Here is an 18,680-nt window from a genome sequence, read left to right as displayed (position 1 = left end):
GTTCAACTGTGCCTGTGTTTTTTATCTGTTAAAAAGAATAAATATCGATTTATTTAGATCATAAAGAAATATTAAATATCTATTCACTGGACGTACCCCGCACAACCGGCCGAACATCGCCCCCAAGGTTCGAGAAGGCCTTGAGTTGCTGCAAAGAGGGAAGTTCAAGGCGGGATTACGGGGGTGAACCCGTCTTGAAAATGTAAAAGCCCCGCCCGGTGCAATACCGGGCGGGGCTTTTTTTGTCTCGGTTACGCGAGCGCTATTACAACAGCGGGATCGAGTAGCTGACGATCAGGCGGTTTTCGTCCTGCGAACGCGTGTTCGGCAGGTCGGTACGCCAGGTCGCGTTTTTCCACGCCAGGCCCAGGTTTTTCAGCGGACCTTCCTGAACGACGTAAGCCACGCTCAGATCGCGCTCCCACTCGGAAGCACCATTGGCCGCCTCGCCACCCTTGGCGTTAACGGTATCAATGTTGTCGCCGTGCAGGTAAACCAGACCCGCCGTCAGGCCAGGTACGCCGACCTTGGCGAAGTCATAGGAGTAGCGTGCTTGCCAGGTTCGCTCGCCGGCACGGCCGAACTTCTGGATTTGCGCATCGGTGATGGTGTAGTTCGACGAACCGTCGCCCTGGTTCAGCCAAGGGAAATCGCTGCTGCCGTTGCTGACCTGATAACCGCCACCGAAGGTGTGACCGGCAACGGTGTACAGGAACAGGCCGCTGTACAGGTTGTTGTCGACCTTGCCTTTACCGTTTGGCGCGTTGTAGTTGCCAGTGGTGAAGTACAGCGGGTCGTGACCGTTGGCGCCATCATCAGAGCTGTTGAAATAACGGAAATCCGACTTCAACACGCCAGGGCCGATTGCCCAGTTGTGCACCAGACCCAGGAAGTGTTGCTTGTAGAACTCTTCCAGATTGCCGTAGTAGTACTGGGCCGTCAGGTCCTTGGTGATCTTGTAGTCGCCACCGGCATAGATGAACTTGTTGCTGTCGCGGAATTTGGTGCCGCGAGTGTTCGCGCCCGAAATCGACATCTGCTCATTGTTGCTGGAGTTACGGCCTTTAACGGCTTCGATCTGGCCACCAACCAGGGTCAGATCCTTGATGTCGCCGGACGTGATCTGGCCACCCTGCCAGGTTTGCGGCAGCAGACGACCATCGTTGGTCACGATCACCGGGTTTTTCGGCTGCAGGGTGCCCAGTTTCAATTCGGTCTGGGAAACCTTGGCTTTGGCCGTCAGGCCCAGGCTGGAGAAATCATCAACTGCCTCGCCGTTGGATTTGCTCGGGAAAACCGTGCCGCCGTAAGAGGTCGCCGTGGCGCCGTTGGTACCGCCGCCCGAATCCAGTTTCACGCCCAACAGGCCAATCGCATCGATGCCGAAGCCGACGGTGCCCTGGGTGTAACCGGAGATGAAACGCAGATCGAAGCCTTGGCCCCACTCTTCGTTTTTGTTGGCACCGGCTCCGTCACGGTAGTCGGTGTTGATGTAGAAGTTACGCAGCCCCAATGTTGCCTTGCTGTCTTCGATAAAACCCGCGGCGCTTGCCTGCTGGGTCAAAACCCCGACGGCCACAGCCATGGCCAAGGTGGACTTGTTCATGTTTCGCTCCTCTCGTTTCTAGTTCTGATGTTCCTGGTCCCGAATCGATTGCCCGGGATCCTGAATGCATAAATTCGCGGCAAACCGTCTAGGCCGGTCATTTGGCGGGCCGCAGGATACATGGCCTTAAAGCCAAAAAGAATTTTTTGATATTTTTTAATATCGCTTAGGAATATGACTTCCCACGACAGATCCGAGGTATCGGCGGCAAGGCCGATTCCTGCACCTGACCTATTATCGAGGGACGAAATCGCCAAATCCGGGCTCAGGGATGAGTGCCGGACAGGCGCACTTTAAGCGGGATATTTAAAAACTAAAAAGAATAATAAATAATCAGCAAAGATCTTTATGGAATATTAAAAAACAGACAAAAAAAACCTCGCCAGCAGGCGAGGCTTTTTTACAAGGCTTGTTACAGGAAGCTGTAGGTGTAGTTGAAGATCAGACGAGTCTGGTCAACATCAGGGTTGTTGGAGACTTCACTGCCGCGGTAGACACCATTCCGCAGCGTTACGCCGAAGCCTTTGAGAGCGCCCTGCTGGATGGTGTAGTCGATCCGCATGTCGCGTTCCCACTCGGAGCCATCAGGGCCGCTGCCGTTGGTAGCCTTGATGTTGTCGCCATGCAGGTAGGCGATCGAAGTTTTCAGGCCCGGCACGCCCAGTCCTGCGAAGTCATAGGAGTACTGACCGAAGGTGGTGTTTTCACCGGCACGAACAAATCCGTTGATCATGGAGTCGGTGAACAGGTAGAAGCTGGCGCCGCCGTTGCCTTCCGGACGGCCATTGCCATCAACCACGTTGCCCTGGTTCAGGTAGACAAAACCACCGTCATCGCTGACGCGCTGATGACCGAGCAGGAAGGCGTTGCCACCCAGGGTGTAGGTGAACATGGCGCTCCAGGTCTTGTTATCGACCTCGCCCGGGTTCCTGGCGAAACCGTTGTTGTTGTTGAAACGGAAACCCGGATCACCGTTCTTGCCATCGGAGCTGCTGTCGAAGTAGCGAATATCAGTCTTGAAGGACTGTTTGGCGTCGATCGGAAACACGTGGATCAGGCCAAGGAAGTCCTGCTTGTAGTAGTCCTTCAGATTCGAGTGGTAGTACTGCAGGGTCAGGTCCTTGGTGACCTTCCAGTCAGCACCACCGTAGTAGAACTTGTTGCTGTCCTCTGTGCCGCCAGCCACGGCCAGGCCGGTGGAGTTCGAAGAGGCGCGACCCGCCGAATGCTCCAACTGACCTGCGTTGAAGGTCACGTTGTCGATTTCTTTCGAAGTGATGGTGCCACCGTCAAAGGTCTGTGGCAGCAGACGGCTGTCGTTCGCGACCAGGATCGGCAAGTTGGGTGCCAGGGCGCCCCCCAGGTGGGCTTCGGTCTTCGAGAAGCGCGCCTTGACGTTAGCGGCTGCACGGCTCCATTCGGACACGGCCGAACCATCGCTGTCGCTTGGGAAGAAGGTGTTGTTGTCCGGGTGGTGACCCTTGCCGCCGTCCAGGTGGATACCCAGCAGTGCCTGGGCGTCGATACCGAAACCGACAGTGCCTTGGGTGAAACCGGACATATAATCGAATTTCAGGCCTTCTGCGGACTCTTTCTGATCCGCACCGCCTTCACGGTTATCGTTGTTGTAATACATGGTCCGGGAACTGATGGACGCCTTGCTGTCTTCCAGGAAACCTGCGGCGCCTGCCTGCTGCGCCAAAACCCCTACGGCCACGGCCAAAGCCAAGGTGGACTTGTTCATTGTGTAGCTCCTCTCGATTCTAATTCTTGTATTCCTGGTCTCGAGTCGTCGCCCGAAATCCTAAGATGCGCGATTAGCGCCAGACCGTGACCCACAAGTCAATCGTAACCATGTATGTCTACGACCTTTGTCTAACCCCCGATTTTTTGGTCCCTGCCGGGTCATGAATTCGTCATGAACCTGAAAAGAATTACCCGATTCTTTTCTAATACCGTTTAGGAATTTAGCGCTCAATTTCCAGCCCCCCCCAGAACAAAGGGTTCGGCTCATAAGCTAATTCCTAAAAGGTATTTATTTTTGCTTTTTTAGATCTATTAGTTTCTTACGCAATCCGGAAACAAATCCTTACCGAAAGGCAGCCCCATGACGATCAAGCGCGCACTATCCAGACCAATTGTTACAGTTTGTGTATCTCTCGCATTTTCTTTCACCGCCCAAGCGGCGAACCTCACCGTCGGTTATCAAACCGGAATCGACCCCAGCAAAGTCCCCCAGGCCGATGGCCTTTATGAAAAAACCATCGGCCAGCCCATCGACTGGCGACGCTTCAACAGCGGCCCGGAAGTGGTCACGGCGATTGCCTCCGGCGATGTACAAATCGGCAATCTCGGCTCCAGTCCGCTGGCCGCTGCCGCTTCGCGCAAGCTGCCGATTGTCGCGTTCATCGTCTCGGCCCAGATCAATGCCGCCGAAGCGCTGGTGGTGCGCAATGGCAGCGGCATCGAAAAACCACAAGATCTGATCGGAAAGACCATCGCCACGCCTTTCGTTTCAACCTCCCACTACAGCCTGCTCGGTGCGTTGAAGCACTGGGGCCTGGACAGTTCGAAAGTCAAAGTGGTGAACCTGCAGCCGGCGGAAATCGCGGCAGCCTGGAAGCGGGGAGATATTGATGGCGCGTTTGTCTGGTCGCCCGCTCTGGGGGAAATCCGCAAGAGTGGCAAGACCCTGACCGACGCTGCACAGGTAGGCCAATGGGGAGCACCCACCTTCGAGGTCTGGGTGGCACGCAAGGATTACGCCGAGAAGCACCCGGAGGTGGTGGCCAGATTCGCCAAGGTCACCCTCGATGCCTTTGCTGATTACGCGGCGCATAAAGCCAGCTGGACTGCCGACTCGGTACCGGTGCAGAAAATCGCCAAACTGACCGGTGCCAATGCCGCCGATGTGCCGGAGTTATTGGCCGGTTCCGCATTCCCGGATGCCAAGGCGCAACAGAGCGCCGCGCTGCTGGACGGCGGCACGGCCAAGGCCATTGGCGAGACGGCGAAATTCTTGAAGGAACAAGGGAAGGTGGAGACGGTGCTGCCGGATTACTCGCCGTATGTCAGCGCGAAGTTTGTCGCCGAGTAACATCACCGACCTCTGTAGGAGCGAGCCTGCTCGCGAAAAACCCAAGGACGCCAAGGGGCATCTGGTTTTACGCGTTATCGTTCACGATTTTCGCGAGCGAGCTCGCTCCTACAAGGACCGTATCCTGATCAAAGGGCTTTTTCGAAGATCTTCGAATTACGCTGATAGTTGTACAGCGACGCCCGCGCCGACGGCAGACGATCAACGCTGCTCGGCACAAAACCACGCTCGCGGAACCAGTGAGCGGTGCGGGTAGTAAGGACGAATAATGTCTTCAAACCCTGAGCCCGGGCGCGGGTCTCGATGCGCTCCAGCAATTCATCACCGCGACCGCCATGGCGATACTCTGGATTCACCGCCAGGCACGCCAGTTCACCGGCATCCGAATCGGCAATCTGATACAGCGCCGCACAGGCGATGATCATGCCTTCGCGCTCGACCACACTGAACTGTTCGATCTCGCGCTCCAGCACCTCGCGGGAACGGCGCACCAGGATGCCCTGCTCTTCCAGCGGGCTGATCAAATCCAGCAAACCACCGACGTCTTCAATGGCCGCTTCGCGTACGACTTCGAACTGCTCCTGGGCCACCAGCGTACCGCCACCGTCGCGGGTGAACAGCTCGGTCAGCAGTGCACCGTCTTCGGCATAACTGACGATATGGCTGCGGGCCACGCCGCCACGGCAAGCTTCGGCCGCTGCATCGAGCAATTCTGCCTGGTAGTTACTGCCCAACCGTTGCAGATGCGCCGGCACCTGCTGCGGACGCAGTTCACGCACCAGGCGCCCGTGTTCGTCGATCAGGCCCAGGTCGGCGCCGAACAGCAGCAGTTTGTCCGCGCCCAGGTCGATGGCAGCGCGGGTGGCGACGTCTTCGCAGGCCAGGTTGAAAATCTCCCCGGTCGGCGAATAGCCCAGCGGCGACAACAGCACGATGGAACGCTCGTCCAGCAGACGGTTGATGCCCTTGCGGTCGACCCGGCGCACTTCGCCAGTGTGGTGATAGTCGACGCCTTCAAGCACGCCGATCGGCCGTGCCGTCACCAGGTTGCCGCTGGCCACCCGCAGGCGCGAACCCTGCATCGGCGACGAAGCCATGTCCATCGACAGGCGAGCCTCAATGGCAATGCGCAACTGGCCAACCGCGTCGATCACGCACTCCAGGGTCGCGGCATCGGTGATGCGCATCCCATGGTGGTAATGCGGGGTCAGGCCACGGGCCGCGAGGCGCGCTTCGATTTGCGGGCGGGAACCGTGAACCAGCACCAGACGCACGCCCAGGCTGTGCAACAGCACCAGGTCGTGGACGATATTGCCGAAATTCGGGTGTTCAACGCCGTCGCCGGGCAGCATGACGACAAAGGTGCAATCGCGGTGGGCGTTGATGTAAGGCGAAGCGTGACGAAGCCAATTGACGTATTCGGGCATGAACCTGGGCCTGTAATAAATAGCAGCCGAAAAAAGGGCGAAACTGAAAACGCACAGCGGGCTGATGGTTATCGTCGGAACAGGCTTGGCGACACGCGCGCTCTCCTCATGAATACGGGTTGGGACATCGGCAATTTAACTGCAAAACCCTGTAGGAGCGAGCTTGCTCGCGATGGATATGAGGACGCCGCGTTCATCCAGGCAGCCCTCGTCATCGTTAACGTCCATCGCGAGCAGGCTCGCTCCTACACGGGTGTCAGGCAATAGTGTTCGATCAGTTGCCTTAATAGATGCACCGTAGGCTGCAAACGTGACATTTCGAGGTATTCCCCCGGCTGATGGGCGCAGGCGATATCACCCGGGCCAAGCACCAGCGTTTCACAGCCAAGACGCTGAAGATAAGGTGCTTCGGTGCCGAACGCCACCGCTTCGGCGCTGTGACCGGTGAGCTTTTCGGCAATGCGCACCAACTCTGCGTCCTCGGCCTGCTCGAACGGCGGCACTTCGGGGAACAACGGCGCGTAATCGATCTTGACCTGATGCCGCTCGGCAACCGGCTTGAGCTTCTGCAGGATCTCGGCGCGCAGGACCTTGGGGTCCATGCCGGGCAGCGGCCGCAAATCGAATTCCAGCGAACACTGGCCGCAGATGCGGTTGGGGTTGTCGCCGCCATGGATGCAGCCGAAATTCATCGTTGGCGTCGGCACGCCAAACTGTGGATTGCGGAATTCGCGTTGCCATAACAAGCGCAAGCCACGCAGTTCACCGATGGCATCGTGCATGGCTTCCAGGGCGCTGTGGCCCAGGCGCGGGTCGGAGGAATGACCGCTCTGACCGAGAATGTCGATGCGCTCCATCATGATGCCCTTGTGCATGCGGATCGGCTTGAGCCCTGTCGGCTCGCCGATCACCGCCGCCCGCCCCAGCGGTCGCCCCGCTTCGGCCAGCGCGCGGGCACCGGACATCGAACTTTCTTCATCGCAAGTGGCGAGAATCAGCAACGGCTGTTTGAACGGCTGATCGAGCAGCGGTATGACCGCCTCGATGGCCAGGGCGAAAAAGCCCTTCATGTCGCAACTGCCCAGGCCGACCCAACGACCGTCGACTTCAGTGAGCTTCAGCGGATCGGTTTGCCACAGCGCACCGTCGAACGGCACGGTGTCGCTGTGCCCGGCCAGGACCAGGCCGCCGGGGCCGGAGCCGAAACTGGCCAGCAGGTTGAACTTGCCGGGGCTGACTTGCTGGATATCGCAGGTAAAACCCAGCTCACCGAGCCACGTCGCCAGCAGATCGATGACCGGGCGGTTGGTTTGATCGAGACTGGGTTGGGTGCAACTGACGGACGGTGCAGCGATCAACGCAGCGAATTGTTCTTTCATCGACGGCAATGGCATCGCTGACTCCCGGCACCTGAATTGAAGTCCATCATAGAACCAACCGATGACAGGAATAAACCGTCTCGGCGCGTACTAACCTTGAGTCCTGTACACTGCACGACCTTGGCAGCCACACATTCCCCCGGCTGCGCTCCCGATCCTGGATTTTCCGGCCATGCAGAAAGAAACCGAAATCAAACTCCGCGTCAGCCGCGAAACCCTCGCCGCACTGCGCGAGCACCCGTTACTGAAAAAACGCAACAAAAGTGGCTGGGAACGCCGTGAGTTGATGAATCAGTACTTCGACACGCCCGAGCGTGACCTGGCGCAGGCCAAAGTCGCCCTGCGCCTGCGCAAGGATGGCGAAGAAGTGATTCAGACCCTCAAGACCCGCGGCCAGAGCGTCGCCGGTCTGTCCGTTCGTAACGAATACGACTGGAACCTGCCCAAGGCCAAGCTCGACCTGAAGAAACTCGACGGCGAATGTTGGCCCGAGGAACTGGCCGAACTGGACAAGAAGACCCTGAAGCCAATCTTCACCACCGACTTCGTCCGCGAACGCGCGGAAATCGCCTGGGGTCGCGGCAAGACCAAAGTGGTTATCGAAGCCGCGCTGGACCTGGGTCACGTCGTGGTCGGCAAGCAGAAAGAAGAAATCTGCGAGCTGGAACTGGAACTGCGCGAAGGCGAACCGGCAGCCCTGCTGGAACTGGCCGCCGAGCTGGCCGAGAAACTGGCCCTGATGCCATGCGATATCAGCAAGGCCGAGCGCGGTTATCGCCTGTACGACGCCCACAGCTATTCGTTGAGCCTGCCGGCACCGCAGATCACCGCTGAAACGCCGCTGGACGACGCGTTCGCCGCGCTGAGCTGGCATTTGCTGGGCAGCAGCCAGCGTCTGGCCGAGCAGTATCGCTTCAACGGTCACTGGCGCCTGTTGCAGGACTGGGTCGAGTGCCTCGCGGAAATGCGCGCGCTGATCAGCAGCCTGGGCCAGGCCGCTCCGCGTCAGTCGACCCACGATCTGCGTATCGCCCTCGATGCCTTGCTGGAAGACTGGCGCCCGCTGGTCCAGGCCGGCCTGGACGATGAAGACGTGCGCAAAGCCGCGCCCGAGCAGTTCCTCGAAGAACTCGAAGACCCGCGTTGGGGCCTGTTCTCCCTGACCACCTCGCGCTGGCTGCTGGCCCGCACCTGGGCCGCCGACCGCAACACCCGTGGCAATCGCCAGGGCGCTGCGCAACTGGGCAGCTGGTTGCCGCGCCTGCTGGGCGAAGAAGCCACTTCGTTGCAACTGCAACGTTACCAGCAACAACCGGAAGACCTGGCCGAGCAACTGCCGCGCATCGAACGCATCCAGGTCTGGCTGCACCATGCGCGCAACGTGCTGGAGATCCCGGAAATGGATCGCCTGTACGGCGAGTTGAACAAGCTGGCGCAACTGGCCAACGAGTCGATCACCGACGAAGTCCTGGATGCACGTAAGCAGCAGGCGATTGCGGTGTATCAGAACCGCGCCTGGAAAATGTTGCTGCGTCTGTAATACCTTTGTGGCGAGGGGGCTTGCCCCCGTTGGACTGCGCAGCAGGCCCATTTTTGGGGTCGCTGCGCAACCCAACGGGGGCAAGCCCCCTCGCCACAAAGTCCCTCAAACATCATCAGCGCAACACCGGCAAACTGGTAGTCGACTTGATCTCCGACAACGCCACGATCGAATTGACCTCCTGAATCCCCGGCACCATCGACAGCTTCTCGAAGAAGAAGCGCTCGTACGCTTCGATGTCCGCCGTGACAATCCGCAGCAAGAAATCCACCGCCCCCATCAGCACGTAACACTCCAGCACCTCCGGAAAGCCGCGAATCGCCTCGGTGAATTCGGTGAAGTTCGAACGCCCGTGGGCATTGAGTTTCACCTCCGCGAAGATCTGCGTGTTCAGGCCGATTTTCTTGCGGTCGAGCAAGGTCACCTGGCCGCGAATGATGCCCTCCTCTTTCATCCGCTGAATCCGCCGCCAGCACGGCGATTGCGAGAGCCCCACCTGCTCGGCGATCTGTGCGCTGGAAAGCGAAGCGTCCTCTTGCAGCAAGGCGAGGATCTTGCGGTCGTAGCTGTCCAGTTCGCTATGCATAAAAAAACCCTTAGCCGCGTAATAAGTGAATTGATTTATTCTTCATTCCTGCAATACAGCCAATCATAGAGAAGAAATACCCGGCACAGGATGTAAACATTTCTCCAATGATTCTGGAGCCTGACCATGCCGTATCTCGAAGCCGCGAACACCCCACCTGCCCGCGCCGATGTCTGGAACGTCGGCAACGCCCATTGCCGGGTTCGCTATCAAATGACGGCCGAGGCTGAACCGGACCTGCTGTGTCGCGCCCTCAATCTGTTCGCCCTGCAATTGCTCACGCCGGAGCAGGTCAGCGCGCAGCGCCAGGACGACTGGTTGACCATCGAAGTTGTCATCGACGGTTTGAGCTGGCACCGCGCGCAAGTGATTGCGGAAAAACTTCGCAACCTGATCAGCGTCTGCTCGGTGGAGCTGCAAGAAGCTGATGCCCCATGGACCGAAGCGGTTCAAGCGGCGGGCTGAAAAACTCCGAAACGGCTTTGTCGGGTAGTGGCCCAGCGGTCAGCCGGGCCACGGCTATCCTTTGCGCACTGTCGTTCAAAAGGAGCCCGCATGTCCGTACAAATCGCCCTTCAGGACCGCTGGCTGGATCTCAATGATCTACTGCGCGAACTCGTCGCCCAGGGCTTTATCAGCCAGGATTCGGCCGAACACGCACTCAATGCCCGCCGCCGCAACGCCTCCCTTGGGCAGATGCATCCGCTGGAGTTCATTGCCAGCCAACAGCTGGACGATCTCAGCCGCCCCGGCAAACCGCTGGACCTCGAGAGCCTGACCCTGTGGCTGTCCCGTCAGGCCGGCCAGCCTTACCTGCGCATCGACCCACTGAAAATCAATGTCGCGGCCGTGACCCCGCTGATGTCCTATGCCTTCGCCCAGCGCCACAAGATCCTCGCGGTAGCCATCGACCGCGAGGCGGTAACCGTGGCCAGCGCCCAGCCTTATGTCAGCGGCTGGGAGGCTGACCTGACCCACGTGCTCAAATTGCCGATCAAGCGTGTAGTGGCCAACCCCGTGGACATCCAGCGCTTGAGCGTCGAATTCTTCCGCCTGGCCAAATCGGTCACCGGGGCGAACAGCGCCGACCCGCAAGTCAGTACCCTCGGCAATTTCGAACAGCTGCTCAACCTCGGCGCCAGCGACCAGGAGCCGGACGCCAACGACGCACACATCGTCAATATCGTCGATTGGCTGTTCCAGTACGCGTTCCAGCAACGCGCCAGCGACATCCATATCGAGCCCCGGCGCGAGCAAGGCACGGTGCGCTTTCGCATCGACGGCGTGCTGCACAACGTCTATCAATTCCCGCCCCAGGTCACCATGGCCATCGTCAGTCGCCTGAAAACCCTGGGACGCATGAACGTCGCGGAGAAACGCAAACCCCAGGACGGCCGGGTGAAAACCAAGACTCCGGACGGCGGTGAAGTCGAATTGCGTTTGTCGACACTGCCCACGGCCTTCGGCGAAAAAATGGTCATGCGGATCTTCGATCCGGAAGTATTGCTCAAGGACTTCGACCAGCTTGGTTTCTCCGCCGACGACCTGCGCCGCTGGCAAGACATGACCCGCCAGCCCCACGGCATCATCCTCGTTACCGGGCCGACGGGTTCGGGCAAGACCACCACCCTCTACACCACCCTGAAAAAACTGGCGACGCCGGAGGTCAACCTCTGCACCATCGAAGACCCGATTGAAATGGTCGAGCCGGCGTTCAACCAGATGCAGGTCCAGCACAACATCGACCTGACCTTCGCCACCGGCGTGCGCGCGTTGATGCGGCAAGACCCGGACATCATCATGATCGGCGAGATCCGCGACCTCGAAACCGCGGAAATGGCGATCCAGGCGGCGCTCACCGGGCACCTGGTGCTGTCGACCCTGCACACCAACGACGCGCCCAGCGCCATCAGCCGTCTTCTGGAGCTCGGCGTGCCGCATTACCTGATCAAGGCCACAGTGCTTGGCGTCATGGCCCAGCGACTGGTGCGAACCCTGTGCCCGCACTGCAAGGCGCCGCTGACGCTGGGCGAAGACGACTGGCAAACCCTGACCCGTCCCTGGCAAGCACCGTTGCCGGCCAATGCCCAGCGTGCCATCGGTTGCGTGGAATGCCGCGACACCGGTTATCGCGGTCGCGCCGGGGTCTACGAAATCATGCAACTGAGCGATGGCATCAAGGCGTTGATCAGTCCCGACACCGATCTGCTGGCCGTGCGGCGCCAGGCATTCAAGGAGGGCATGCGCAGCCTGCGGTTGTCAGGAGCGCAAAAGGTCGCCGCCGGGCTGACGACTATCGAGGAGATTCTGCGCGTGACTCCCCAGAGCGAGCAGAACTGAGCCCGGCTGTACTGATCCGGCATCGGCACAGCTACACTTCAGCCATTGCAACTCCACAGATCCACACATCAACAAGGAATCGTTATGCAGATCGGTAGTGTGCTTTTGCTTTTTGTCGGCCTGGTGGTCGCCATTCTGTTCATGGGTTTCAAGGTCGTGCCCCAAGGCTTTGAATGGACCGTCGAGCGTTTCGGTCGCTACACCAACACGCTCAAGCCGGGGCTGAACGTCATCATTCCGGTCATGGACCGCATCGGCCGCAAGATGAATGTGATGGAAAGCGTGCTGGATATTCCGCCACAGGAAGTCATCACCGCCGACAACGCCACGGTGCAAATCGACGCCGTGTGCTTCTTCCAGGTGGTCAACACCGCCCAGGCGGCCTACGAGGTCAACAACCTCGAACACGCCATCCGCAATCTGCTGCAAACCAACATCCGCACCGTGCTCGGCTCGATGGAGCTCGACGCCATGCTCAGCCAGCGTGACGGGATCAACGAAAAACTGCTGCGCACTGTCGACGAAGCGACCGCGCCTTGGGGCATCAAGATCACCCGGATCGAGATCAAGGATATCAGCCCGCCCGCCGACCTGATGGCGGCGATGTCGGGGCAGATGAAAGCCGAGCGAATCAAGCGTGCGCAGATCCTCGAGGCCGAGGGCCTGCGCGCCGCAGCGATCCTGACCGCCGAAGGCAAGAAGCAGGCGCAGATCCTCGAAGCCGAAGGCAGTCGCCAGGCCGCCTTCCTGGAAGCCGAAGCCCGCGAGCGGCAAGCCGCGGCAGAAGCCCAGGCGACCAAAGTGGTGTCCGAAGCCATCGCCAGCGGCAACGTGCAGGCGGTGAACTACTTCGTGGCGCAGAAGTACATCGATGCGCTGGGCAAGTTGTCCTCGGCCAACAACAGCAAGGTGATCCTGATGCCGCTGGAAGCCAGTTCGATGATCGGTGCGGTGGGCGGCATTGGCGAAATCGTCAAGGCCACTTTCGATAACAAGAAAGCCTGAGGCACGCCATGTGGGCATTTTTGCAGCACCTTTCATTCTGGGACTGGTTGGCGCTGGGCACGGTGCTGTTGATTCTCGAAGTGTTCGGCGCCGGCGGTTATCTGCTGTGGATCGGCATGGCCGCGGCAACCGTGGGCGTCTTGACCTTCCTGATGCCGGACCTGTCCTGGGAATGGCAGTTTCTGTTGTTCGGCCTGCTGTCGATCACCACCGCGTTGTACTGGTGGCGGCGTCAGCGCACGGCAATGCGTCCGAGTGATCAGCCGCACCTGAATCTGCGCGGCCAGGAACTGATCGGCAAAACCTTCGTGGTGCATGAAGCGATTGTCGACGGTCGCGGCAAGATCAAGGTGGCTGACGGCGTGTGGATGGCCCGCGGGCCGGACACAGCCACTGGCAGCCGCGTGCGGGTGGTCGGCCAGCAAGGCGCCATCCTGCTGGTCGAAGCGGCGGATTAAGCGACCACGGAACTCGATTGGGGGTTGGCAATCCAACCGCGTACTCAACCCAGTGGAGTCACCTTGTCATGCGTTTCAAACTTGCTGTCGCTACCGTCGCGCTGTTGTCCCTGCCTGTCGGTTCGGCGATGGCCGATACTTTTTGGCGTAACGTTCTTACGTCCGGTGCAACCACCGGTTCGAGCTATCTGACATCCAAGGATAACAAGCTGGTCGTCGCGGCCCAGGACGATGCCAGCAGCTTCGTCGCGAGTGACGGCGGTATCCGCGGTCCGTACCTGGAAGCGGCCATGCAGAAGGTCCGCGCCGAAAACCCGGGCCTGCAAGCCACGGACATGGAACTGGCGAACGCGATCCTGGCGAAGAATGCCGTGGCTTCGGAATAAGCGTTGCGAATAAAAAATGCCGCTCAATTGAGCGGCATTTTTTTGCCTGGCGAACGCAAATCTCATGTTCACCGAGCCCCCCTGTGGGAGCGAGCTTGCTCGCGATAGCGGTGGATCAGTAAAAACTTCATTGACTGTCACACCGCAATCGCGAGCAAGCTCGCTCCCACAGGGGTTATGTACAACCTGGGAAGTCAGCGGTAATCATCCACCGGCACACACGCACAAAACAGGTTCCGGTCCCCATACACATTGTCTACCCGGTTCACCACCGGCCAGTATTTGTGAGCCTTGGTGTGTGCGTCCGGCGTGACCGCTTGCACGATGCTGTACGGTCGTTCCCACACGCCGGTGATATCGGCCAACGTATGCGGCGCACCTTTCAACGGGTTTTCTTCAGCCGGCCAATTACCGTTCTGCACCTCATTGATTTCCGCGCGGATGCTCAGCATCGCCCCGATGAACCGGTCCAGCTCCGCCTTCGATTCACTTTCGGTCGGTTCGACCATCAGCGTCCCCGGCACGGGAAACGACATGGTCGGGGCATGGAAGCCGTAATCCATCAGACGCTTGGCCACGTCCTCCTCGGTAATGCCGGTCAACGCCTTGAGCGGTCGCAGGTCGAGGATGCATTCGTGGGCCACCCGCTCGTTGCGCCCGGTATAGAGCACCGGGAAAGCACCGGACAAATGCCGCGCCAGGTAATTCGCGGCCAGGATCGCCACTTCGCTGGCGTCCGCCAGTTGCGGGCCCATCATGGCGATGTACATCCAGCTGATCGGCAAAATGCTTGCGCTGCCCCAGGGCGCTGCGCTGACAGCACCATTTTGCGGGTGCGGCCCTTCGATCGGCACCACCGGATGGTTGGCCACGAACGGCGCCAGATGTGCCCGAACACCAATCGGCCCCATGCCCGGCCCACCGCCACCATGGGGAATGCAGAAGGTCTTGTGCAGGTTCATGTGCGAGACATCGGCACCAATATCGGCCGGCCGCGCCAACCCCACCTGAGCGTTGAGGTTGGCGCCATCCATGTACACCTGCCCCCCGTGCTGGTGGATCACCTCACAGATTTCGCTGATGCCTTCCTCATACACCCCATGGGTCGAAGGGTAGGTCGCCATCAGGCAGGCGAGTTTTTCGGCGGCCTGCGCGGCTTTTTCCTTGAGGTCATCCAGGTCGACGTTGCCCGCCTCGTCGCACTCGACGATCACCACGCGCATCCCGGCCATTTGCGCCGACGCGGGATTGGTGCCGTGAGCCGACGAAGGAATCAGGCAGATATCGCGGCCGCCCTGTTGCCGGCTCTCATGGTATTTGCGGATCGCCAGCAGCCCGGCGTATTCGCCCTGGGCACCGGAGTTGGGTTGCATGCAAATCGCGTCGAAACCGGTGATCGCGCACAACCAGCGCTCCAGTTCCTCGATCATCAGCCCATAACCGGCGGCCTGTTCCTTGGGCACGAACGGGTGCAGGTTGGCAAACTGCGGCCAGGTAATCGGGATCATCTCGCTGGTGGCGTTGAGCTTCATGGTGCAGGAGCCCAACGGGATCATCGATTGATTGAGCGCCAGGTCCTTGTTTTCCAGCTGCTTGAGGTAGCGCAGCATCTCGGTTTCGCTGTGATGGGCGCTGAACACGGGGTGACGCAGATAAGGTGAGGTTCGCGCCAGCCCCTGGGGAATTCCGCCAGGCAAGACTTCGGCATCCAGGTCGTCGATGCTGAGCCCGTGATCGGCCCCCAGGAACACGTCGAACAGCTTCGCCACGGTGCCTTCGTCGCAGCTCTCGTCGAGGCTCAAGCCCAGCTGGCCGCGCCCGAGAATGCGCAGGTTGATCTGCGCGGCCCGGGCACTTTCGATGATGGCGGTCTGGGTTCCGCCGACTTCCAGCGTCAGGGTGTCGAAGAAGTGCCGGTTGACCCGGACGATACCGTTGCGCTCAAGCCCGGCGGCAAGGATGCAGGTCAGCCGATGAACCCGCTGGGCAATTCGCTTGAGCCCTTCGGGGCCGTGGTAGACCGCATAGAAACTGGCGATATTGGCTAGCAGCACCTGGGCCGTGCAGATGTTGGAGTTGGCCTTCTCCCGGCGAATGTGTTGCTCGCGGGTTTGCAGGGCCATGCGCAGGGCGGTGTTGCCCCGCGCATCTTTCGAAACACCGATGATCCTCCCGGGAATCGCGCGCTTGTATTCATCGCGGCTGGCAAAAAATGCCGCATGAGGCCCGCCGTAGCCCATGGGCACGCCAAATCGCTGGGACGAGCCGAACACCACATCGGCACCCAGTTCACCCGGCGGAGTCAACAACAACAGGCTCAGCAAATCCGTGGCGACACAGGCCAGGGCCTGTTGCGCGTGCAGGTGATCAATCAGCGGTCGCAGGTCGTGGATTTCACCGTGGGTGTCAGGGTATTGCAGCAACGCGCCGAACACCTGGTGCCGCTTCAAGTTATCCACAGTGTCGACGATCAGATCGAAGCCGAAACCTTCAGCGCGGGTCTGCACCACGGAAATGGTTTGCGGGTGGCAGTTTTCGTCGACAAAGAACAGGTTGCTTTTGGACTTGGCGACCCGCTTGGCCAGGGCCATGGCCTCCGCCGCGGCGGTGGCTTCATCGAGCAGCGAGGCATTGGCCAGTTCCAGGCCGGTCAGGTCGATGGTCAGTTGCTGGAAGTTCAGCAGCGCTTCAAGTCGCCCTTGGGCGATCTCTGGCTGATAGGGGGTGTATGCGGTGTACCAGCCGGGATTTTCCAGCACATTACGCAGAATGACCGCCGGTGTGAGGGTGCCGTGATAGCCCATGCCGATCAGGCTGGTCCAGACCTGGTTCTGCTCGGCATAACCGCGCAGCTTGGCCAGCGCGGCCTCTTCATCGAGTGCCGGGGGCAGGTCCAACGGTCGGTTGAGGCGGATGCCCGGCGGCACCGTCTGCTCGATCAAATCGACCCGACTGCCCAGGCCGAGGCTGTCAAGCATCGCCTGTTGCTCGGCGGCATCGGGCCCGAGGTGGCGGCGCAGAAAGGCATTGGGGTCGCGTAACTGGCTCAGGGACGGCAATTGGGACATGACGGGCTCTCTCTTGACTGGCGCTCAGCGTCGATGCAACACGGTCAAACCAGCATAGCAGCCACTCTGTAGGAGCGAGCTTGCTCGCGATGACCCCGAGCGCGCCGCGGGGTCTCAGGTTACAGCGTTATCGTTAACGACCATCGCGAGCAAGCTCGCTCCTACAAGGGAAATTCGCCAGACAACAAAAAGCCCCGACGAGTCGGGGCTTTGGATGACGCTGAAGGCTTACTCGCCGATGGCGGCCTTGTAGCCGGCGGCATCCAGCAGTTTTTCCAGGTCTGCAGCGTTGCTTGGCTTGATCTTGAAGATCCACGCGCCGTACGGGTCGCTGTTGAGCAGTTCCGGCGAAGCGCTCAAGTCTTCATTGACCGCGATCACTTCACCGGCAATCGGGGAGTAAATGTCGGAAGCGGCTTTGACCGATTCAACGACACCCGACTGATCACCGGCAGCAAACACGTTGCCGACTTCAGTCAGCTCGACGAACACCACATCACCCAGCGCTTCCTGCGCGTGATCGCTGATGCCCACGGTGACGGTGCCATCGGCTTCCAGACGTGCCCATTCGTGACTTTCGGCAAAACGCAGGTCGGCAGGGATATCGCTCATGTTCTGTGTCCTCAGGAAATGGTCGGCGGTCATGTCCGCCAGAAAAGATTAGATCAAGGTTTTGCCGTGGCGTACGAAGGTCGGTTTGACCACCCGGACCGGGTACCACTTGCCACGGATTTCCACTTCAGCGCGGTCGGCTGTTGCCATCGGCACGCGCGCCAGTGCAATCGACTTGCTTAGCGTAGGAGAGAAACTACCACTGGTGATCTCCCCTTCGCCAACATCGGCGATGCGGACCACCTGATGAGCACGCAAAACACCACGCTCCTCAAGGACCAGACCGACCAGTTTGTGCTGTACGCCGGCGGCCTGCTCGGTTTCCAGCGCCTTGCGCCCGATGAACTGCCGGGCGGCAGGTTCCCAGGCAATGCTCCAGGCCATATTGGAGGCCAAGGGTGAAATATCCTGCTGGATGTCCTGACCGTAAAGGTTCATGCCGGCTTCGACCCGCAAGGTATCCCGCGCGCCGAGGCCGATGGGAGAAATCCCGGCGCCGACCAGATCGTTGAAAAAGCCTGGCGCCTGATCGGCCGGCAGAATGATTTCCAGGCCGTCTTCGCCGGTATAACCGGTGCGTGCGATGAACCAGTCACCATCGGACAGGCCTTCGAAAGGCTTGAGGAGCTGGATCAGGTTGCCGCGGGACTGACTGACCAGTTCGGCAATTTTCTGCCGGGCGTGGGGGCCCTGGATGGCCAGCATCGCCAACTCGGTACGCTCGCGAAGTTGCACATCGAAACCGTCGAGATGCGCTTGCATCCAGGCCATGTCCTGATCGCGGGTGGAGGCGTTGACCACCAGGCGATAACCCTCATCGAGACGGTAGACGATCATGTCGTCGACAATCCCGCCCTGCTCGTTGAGCATGGTGCTGTACAACGCACGGCCGGGGCTGTGCAGGCGTTCGACATCATTGGCCAGCAAATGCCGGAGCCAGGCTTTGGCCTGGGCGCCACCGACATCGATTACGGTCATGTGGGATACATCGAAGACACCGCAATCGCGGCGCACCTGATGGTGTTCCTCGACCTGCGATCCATAATGCAGAGGCATGTCCCAACCGCCAAAATCGACCATCTTCGCGCCGAGTGCGAGATGAAGGTCATACAGAGGCGTACGCTGTCCCATGGGTTTCTCCTTCCGGGCGTGGCGAAGGTGCGGGCTGGTGCTGCA

At 59.8% G+C, this 18,680-nt stretch carries 15 protein-coding genes; 7 read left to right on the top strand and 8 right to left on the bottom strand.

The window, feature by feature from the left end; genetic code table 11:
• Positions 1 to 265: 265 nt before the first annotated feature.
• Positions 266 to 1,606 carry an OprD family porin gene (locus ABIE16_RS19470; RefSeq protein WP_154860928.1) on the bottom strand — a complete coding sequence of 447 codons (1,341 nt, stop codon included), beginning with the start codon at positions 1,604 to 1,606 and terminating at the stop codon, positions 266 to 268.
• Positions 1,607 to 2,018: 412 nt separating this feature from the next.
• Positions 2,019 to 3,350: an OprD family porin gene (locus tag ABIE16_RS19465; protein ID WP_429521750.1), complete on the bottom strand. Its 1,332-nt coding sequence runs from the start codon at positions 3,348 to 3,350 to the stop codon at positions 2,019 to 2,021.
• A gap of 363 nt (positions 3,351 to 3,713) precedes the next feature.
• On the opposite strand from ABIE16_RS19465, the gene tauA reads away from it, so the two are divergent.
• The gene (gene tauA, locus ABIE16_RS19460) at positions 3,714 to 4,703 is read left to right on the top strand and encodes a taurine ABC transporter substrate-binding protein (RefSeq protein ID WP_057712839.1); all 990 of its coding nucleotides are present in this window, start codon (positions 3,714 to 3,716) and stop codon (positions 4,701 to 4,703) included.
• A gap of 128 nt (positions 4,704 to 4,831) precedes the next feature.
• Here tauA and argA read toward each other — a convergent pair whose 3' ends face one another.
• Positions 4,832 to 6,130: an amino-acid N-acetyltransferase gene (gene argA, locus ABIE16_RS19455; RefSeq protein WP_057712838.1), complete on the bottom strand. Its 1,299-nt coding sequence runs from the start codon at positions 6,128 to 6,130 to the stop codon at positions 4,832 to 4,834.
• Positions 6,131 to 6,375: 245 nt separating this feature from the next.
• Positions 6,376 to 7,524, bottom strand: a complete 1,149-nt coding sequence (argE, locus tag ABIE16_RS19450) for an acetylornithine deacetylase (RefSeq protein ID WP_057712837.1) — start codon at positions 7,522 to 7,524, stop codon at positions 6,376 to 6,378.
• Positions 7,525 to 7,681: 157 nt separating this feature from the next.
• Between argE and ABIE16_RS19445 the strand changes: the two genes are divergently transcribed.
• Positions 7,682 to 9,049: an inorganic triphosphatase gene (locus ABIE16_RS19445; protein WP_090452052.1), complete on the top strand. Its 1,368-nt coding sequence runs from the start codon at positions 7,682 to 7,684 to the stop codon at positions 9,047 to 9,049.
• Positions 9,050 to 9,164: 115 nt separating this feature from the next.
• Here the strand turns inward: ABIE16_RS19445 and ABIE16_RS19440 are convergent, their stop codons facing one another.
• Complete coding sequence (locus ABIE16_RS19440; RefSeq protein ID WP_090452054.1) at positions 9,165 to 9,635, bottom strand: Lrp/AsnC family transcriptional regulator; 471 nt, start codon at positions 9,633 to 9,635, stop codon at positions 9,165 to 9,167.
• A gap of 126 nt (positions 9,636 to 9,761) precedes the next feature.
• Here ABIE16_RS19440 and ABIE16_RS19435 point away from each other — a divergent pair, with 126 nt between their 5' ends.
• The 5 genes from ABIE16_RS19435 to ABIE16_RS19415 all read left to right on the top strand — a co-directional run bounded on the left by ABIE16_RS19435 (position 9,762) and on the right by ABIE16_RS19415 (position 13,824).
• Positions 9,762 to 10,100 (top strand): hypothetical protein, encoded by a 339-nt coding sequence (locus ABIE16_RS19435; protein WP_429521749.1) that lies wholly within the window; start codon positions 9,762 to 9,764, stop codon positions 10,098 to 10,100.
• 90 nt (positions 10,101 to 10,190) lie between these two features.
• Positions 10,191 to 11,975, top strand: coding sequence for a GspE/PulE family protein (locus ABIE16_RS19430; protein ID WP_429521748.1), 1,785 nt, complete (start codon positions 10,191 to 10,193; stop codon positions 11,973 to 11,975).
• Positions 11,976 to 12,059: 84 nt separating this feature from the next.
• A complete protein-coding gene (locus tag ABIE16_RS19425) occupies positions 12,060 to 12,980 on the top strand; it encodes an SPFH domain-containing protein (protein ID WP_057712833.1) in 921 nt (306 codons plus the stop codon).
• A gap of 8 nt (positions 12,981 to 12,988) precedes the next feature.
• On the top strand, positions 12,989 to 13,438 hold the full coding sequence (locus tag ABIE16_RS19420; protein ID WP_057712832.1) for an NfeD family protein: 450 nt from the start codon (positions 12,989 to 12,991) through the stop codon (positions 13,436 to 13,438).
• Positions 13,439 to 13,506: 68 nt separating this feature from the next.
• Positions 13,507 to 13,824: a DUF2388 domain-containing protein gene (locus tag ABIE16_RS19415; protein WP_057712831.1), complete on the top strand. Its 318-nt coding sequence runs from the start codon at positions 13,507 to 13,509 to the stop codon at positions 13,822 to 13,824.
• A gap of 194 nt (positions 13,825 to 14,018) precedes the next feature.
• Here ABIE16_RS19415 and gcvP read toward each other — a convergent pair whose 3' ends face one another.
• The 3 genes from gcvP to gcvT form a co-directional block, all read right to left on the bottom strand.
• The gene (gcvP, locus tag ABIE16_RS19410; RefSeq protein ID WP_429521747.1) at positions 14,019 to 16,892 is read right to left on the bottom strand and encodes an aminomethyl-transferring glycine dehydrogenase; all 2,874 of its coding nucleotides are present in this window, start codon (positions 16,890 to 16,892) and stop codon (positions 14,019 to 14,021) included.
• A 228-nt stretch (positions 16,893 to 17,120) separates the two neighbouring features.
• Positions 17,121 to 17,504, bottom strand: a complete 384-nt coding sequence (gcvH, locus tag ABIE16_RS19405; RefSeq protein ID WP_090452062.1) for a glycine cleavage system protein GcvH — start codon at positions 17,502 to 17,504, stop codon at positions 17,121 to 17,123.
• 48 nt (positions 17,505 to 17,552) lie between these two features.
• Positions 17,553 to 18,635: a glycine cleavage system aminomethyltransferase GcvT gene (gene gcvT, locus ABIE16_RS19400; protein WP_057712828.1), complete on the bottom strand. Its 1,083-nt coding sequence runs from the start codon at positions 18,633 to 18,635 to the stop codon at positions 17,553 to 17,555.
• Between the last annotated feature and the right edge of the window lie 45 nt (positions 18,636 to 18,680).

Origin of the sequence: Pseudomonas sp. 2725, from assembly GCF_050434585.1 — a bacterium.
GTDB classification, from domain to species: Bacteria; Pseudomonadota; Gammaproteobacteria; order Pseudomonadales; family Pseudomonadaceae; genus Aquipseudomonas; species Aquipseudomonas jessenii.
This window is presented reverse-complemented; position numbering and strand designations above follow the sequence as displayed.

Coding starts and splice junctions, on each gene's coding strand:
- ABIE16_RS19465 (WP_429521750.1), bottom strand. CDS start 3,350: ATGAACAAGTCCACCTTGGCTTTGGCCGTGGCCGTAGGGGTTTTGGCG.
- tauA (WP_057712839.1), top strand. CDS start 3,714: ATGACGATCAAGCGCGCACTATCCAGACCAATTGTTACAGTTTGTGTA.
- ABIE16_RS19425 (WP_057712833.1), top strand. CDS start 12,060: ATGCAGATCGGTAGTGTGCTTTTGCTTTTTGTCGGCCTGGTGGTCGCC.
- gcvT (WP_057712828.1), bottom strand. CDS start 18,635: ATGGGACAGCGTACGCCTCTGTATGACCTTCATCTCGCACTCGGCGCG.
- ABIE16_RS19420 (WP_057712832.1), top strand. CDS start 12,989: ATGTGGGCATTTTTGCAGCACCTTTCATTCTGGGACTGGTTGGCGCTG.
- argA (WP_057712838.1), bottom strand. CDS start 6,130: ATGCCCGAATACGTCAATTGGCTTCGTCACGCTTCGCCTTACATCAAC.
- ABIE16_RS19430 (WP_429521748.1), top strand. CDS start 10,191: ATGTCCGTACAAATCGCCCTTCAGGACCGCTGGCTGGATCTCAATGAT.
- gcvP (WP_429521747.1), bottom strand. CDS start 16,892: ATGTCCCAATTGCCGTCCCTGAGCCAGTTACGCGACCCCAATGCCTTT.
- ABIE16_RS19470 (WP_154860928.1), bottom strand. CDS start 1,606: ATGAACAAGTCCACCTTGGCCATGGCTGTGGCCGTCGGGGTTTTGACC.
- ABIE16_RS19415 (WP_057712831.1), top strand. CDS start 13,507: ATGCGTTTCAAACTTGCTGTCGCTACCGTCGCGCTGTTGTCCCTGCCT.
- gcvH (WP_090452062.1), bottom strand. CDS start 17,504: ATGAGCGATATCCCTGCCGACCTGCGTTTTGCCGAAAGTCACGAATGG.
- ABIE16_RS19435 (WP_429521749.1), top strand. CDS start 9,762: ATGCCGTATCTCGAAGCCGCGAACACCCCACCTGCCCGCGCCGATGTC.
- ABIE16_RS19440 (WP_090452054.1), bottom strand. CDS start 9,635: ATGCATAGCGAACTGGACAGCTACGACCGCAAGATCCTCGCCTTGCTG.
- argE (WP_057712837.1), bottom strand. CDS start 7,524: ATGCCATTGCCGTCGATGAAAGAACAATTCGCTGCGTTGATCGCTGCA.
- ABIE16_RS19445 (WP_090452052.1), top strand. CDS start 7,682: ATGCAGAAAGAAACCGAAATCAAACTCCGCGTCAGCCGCGAAACCCTC.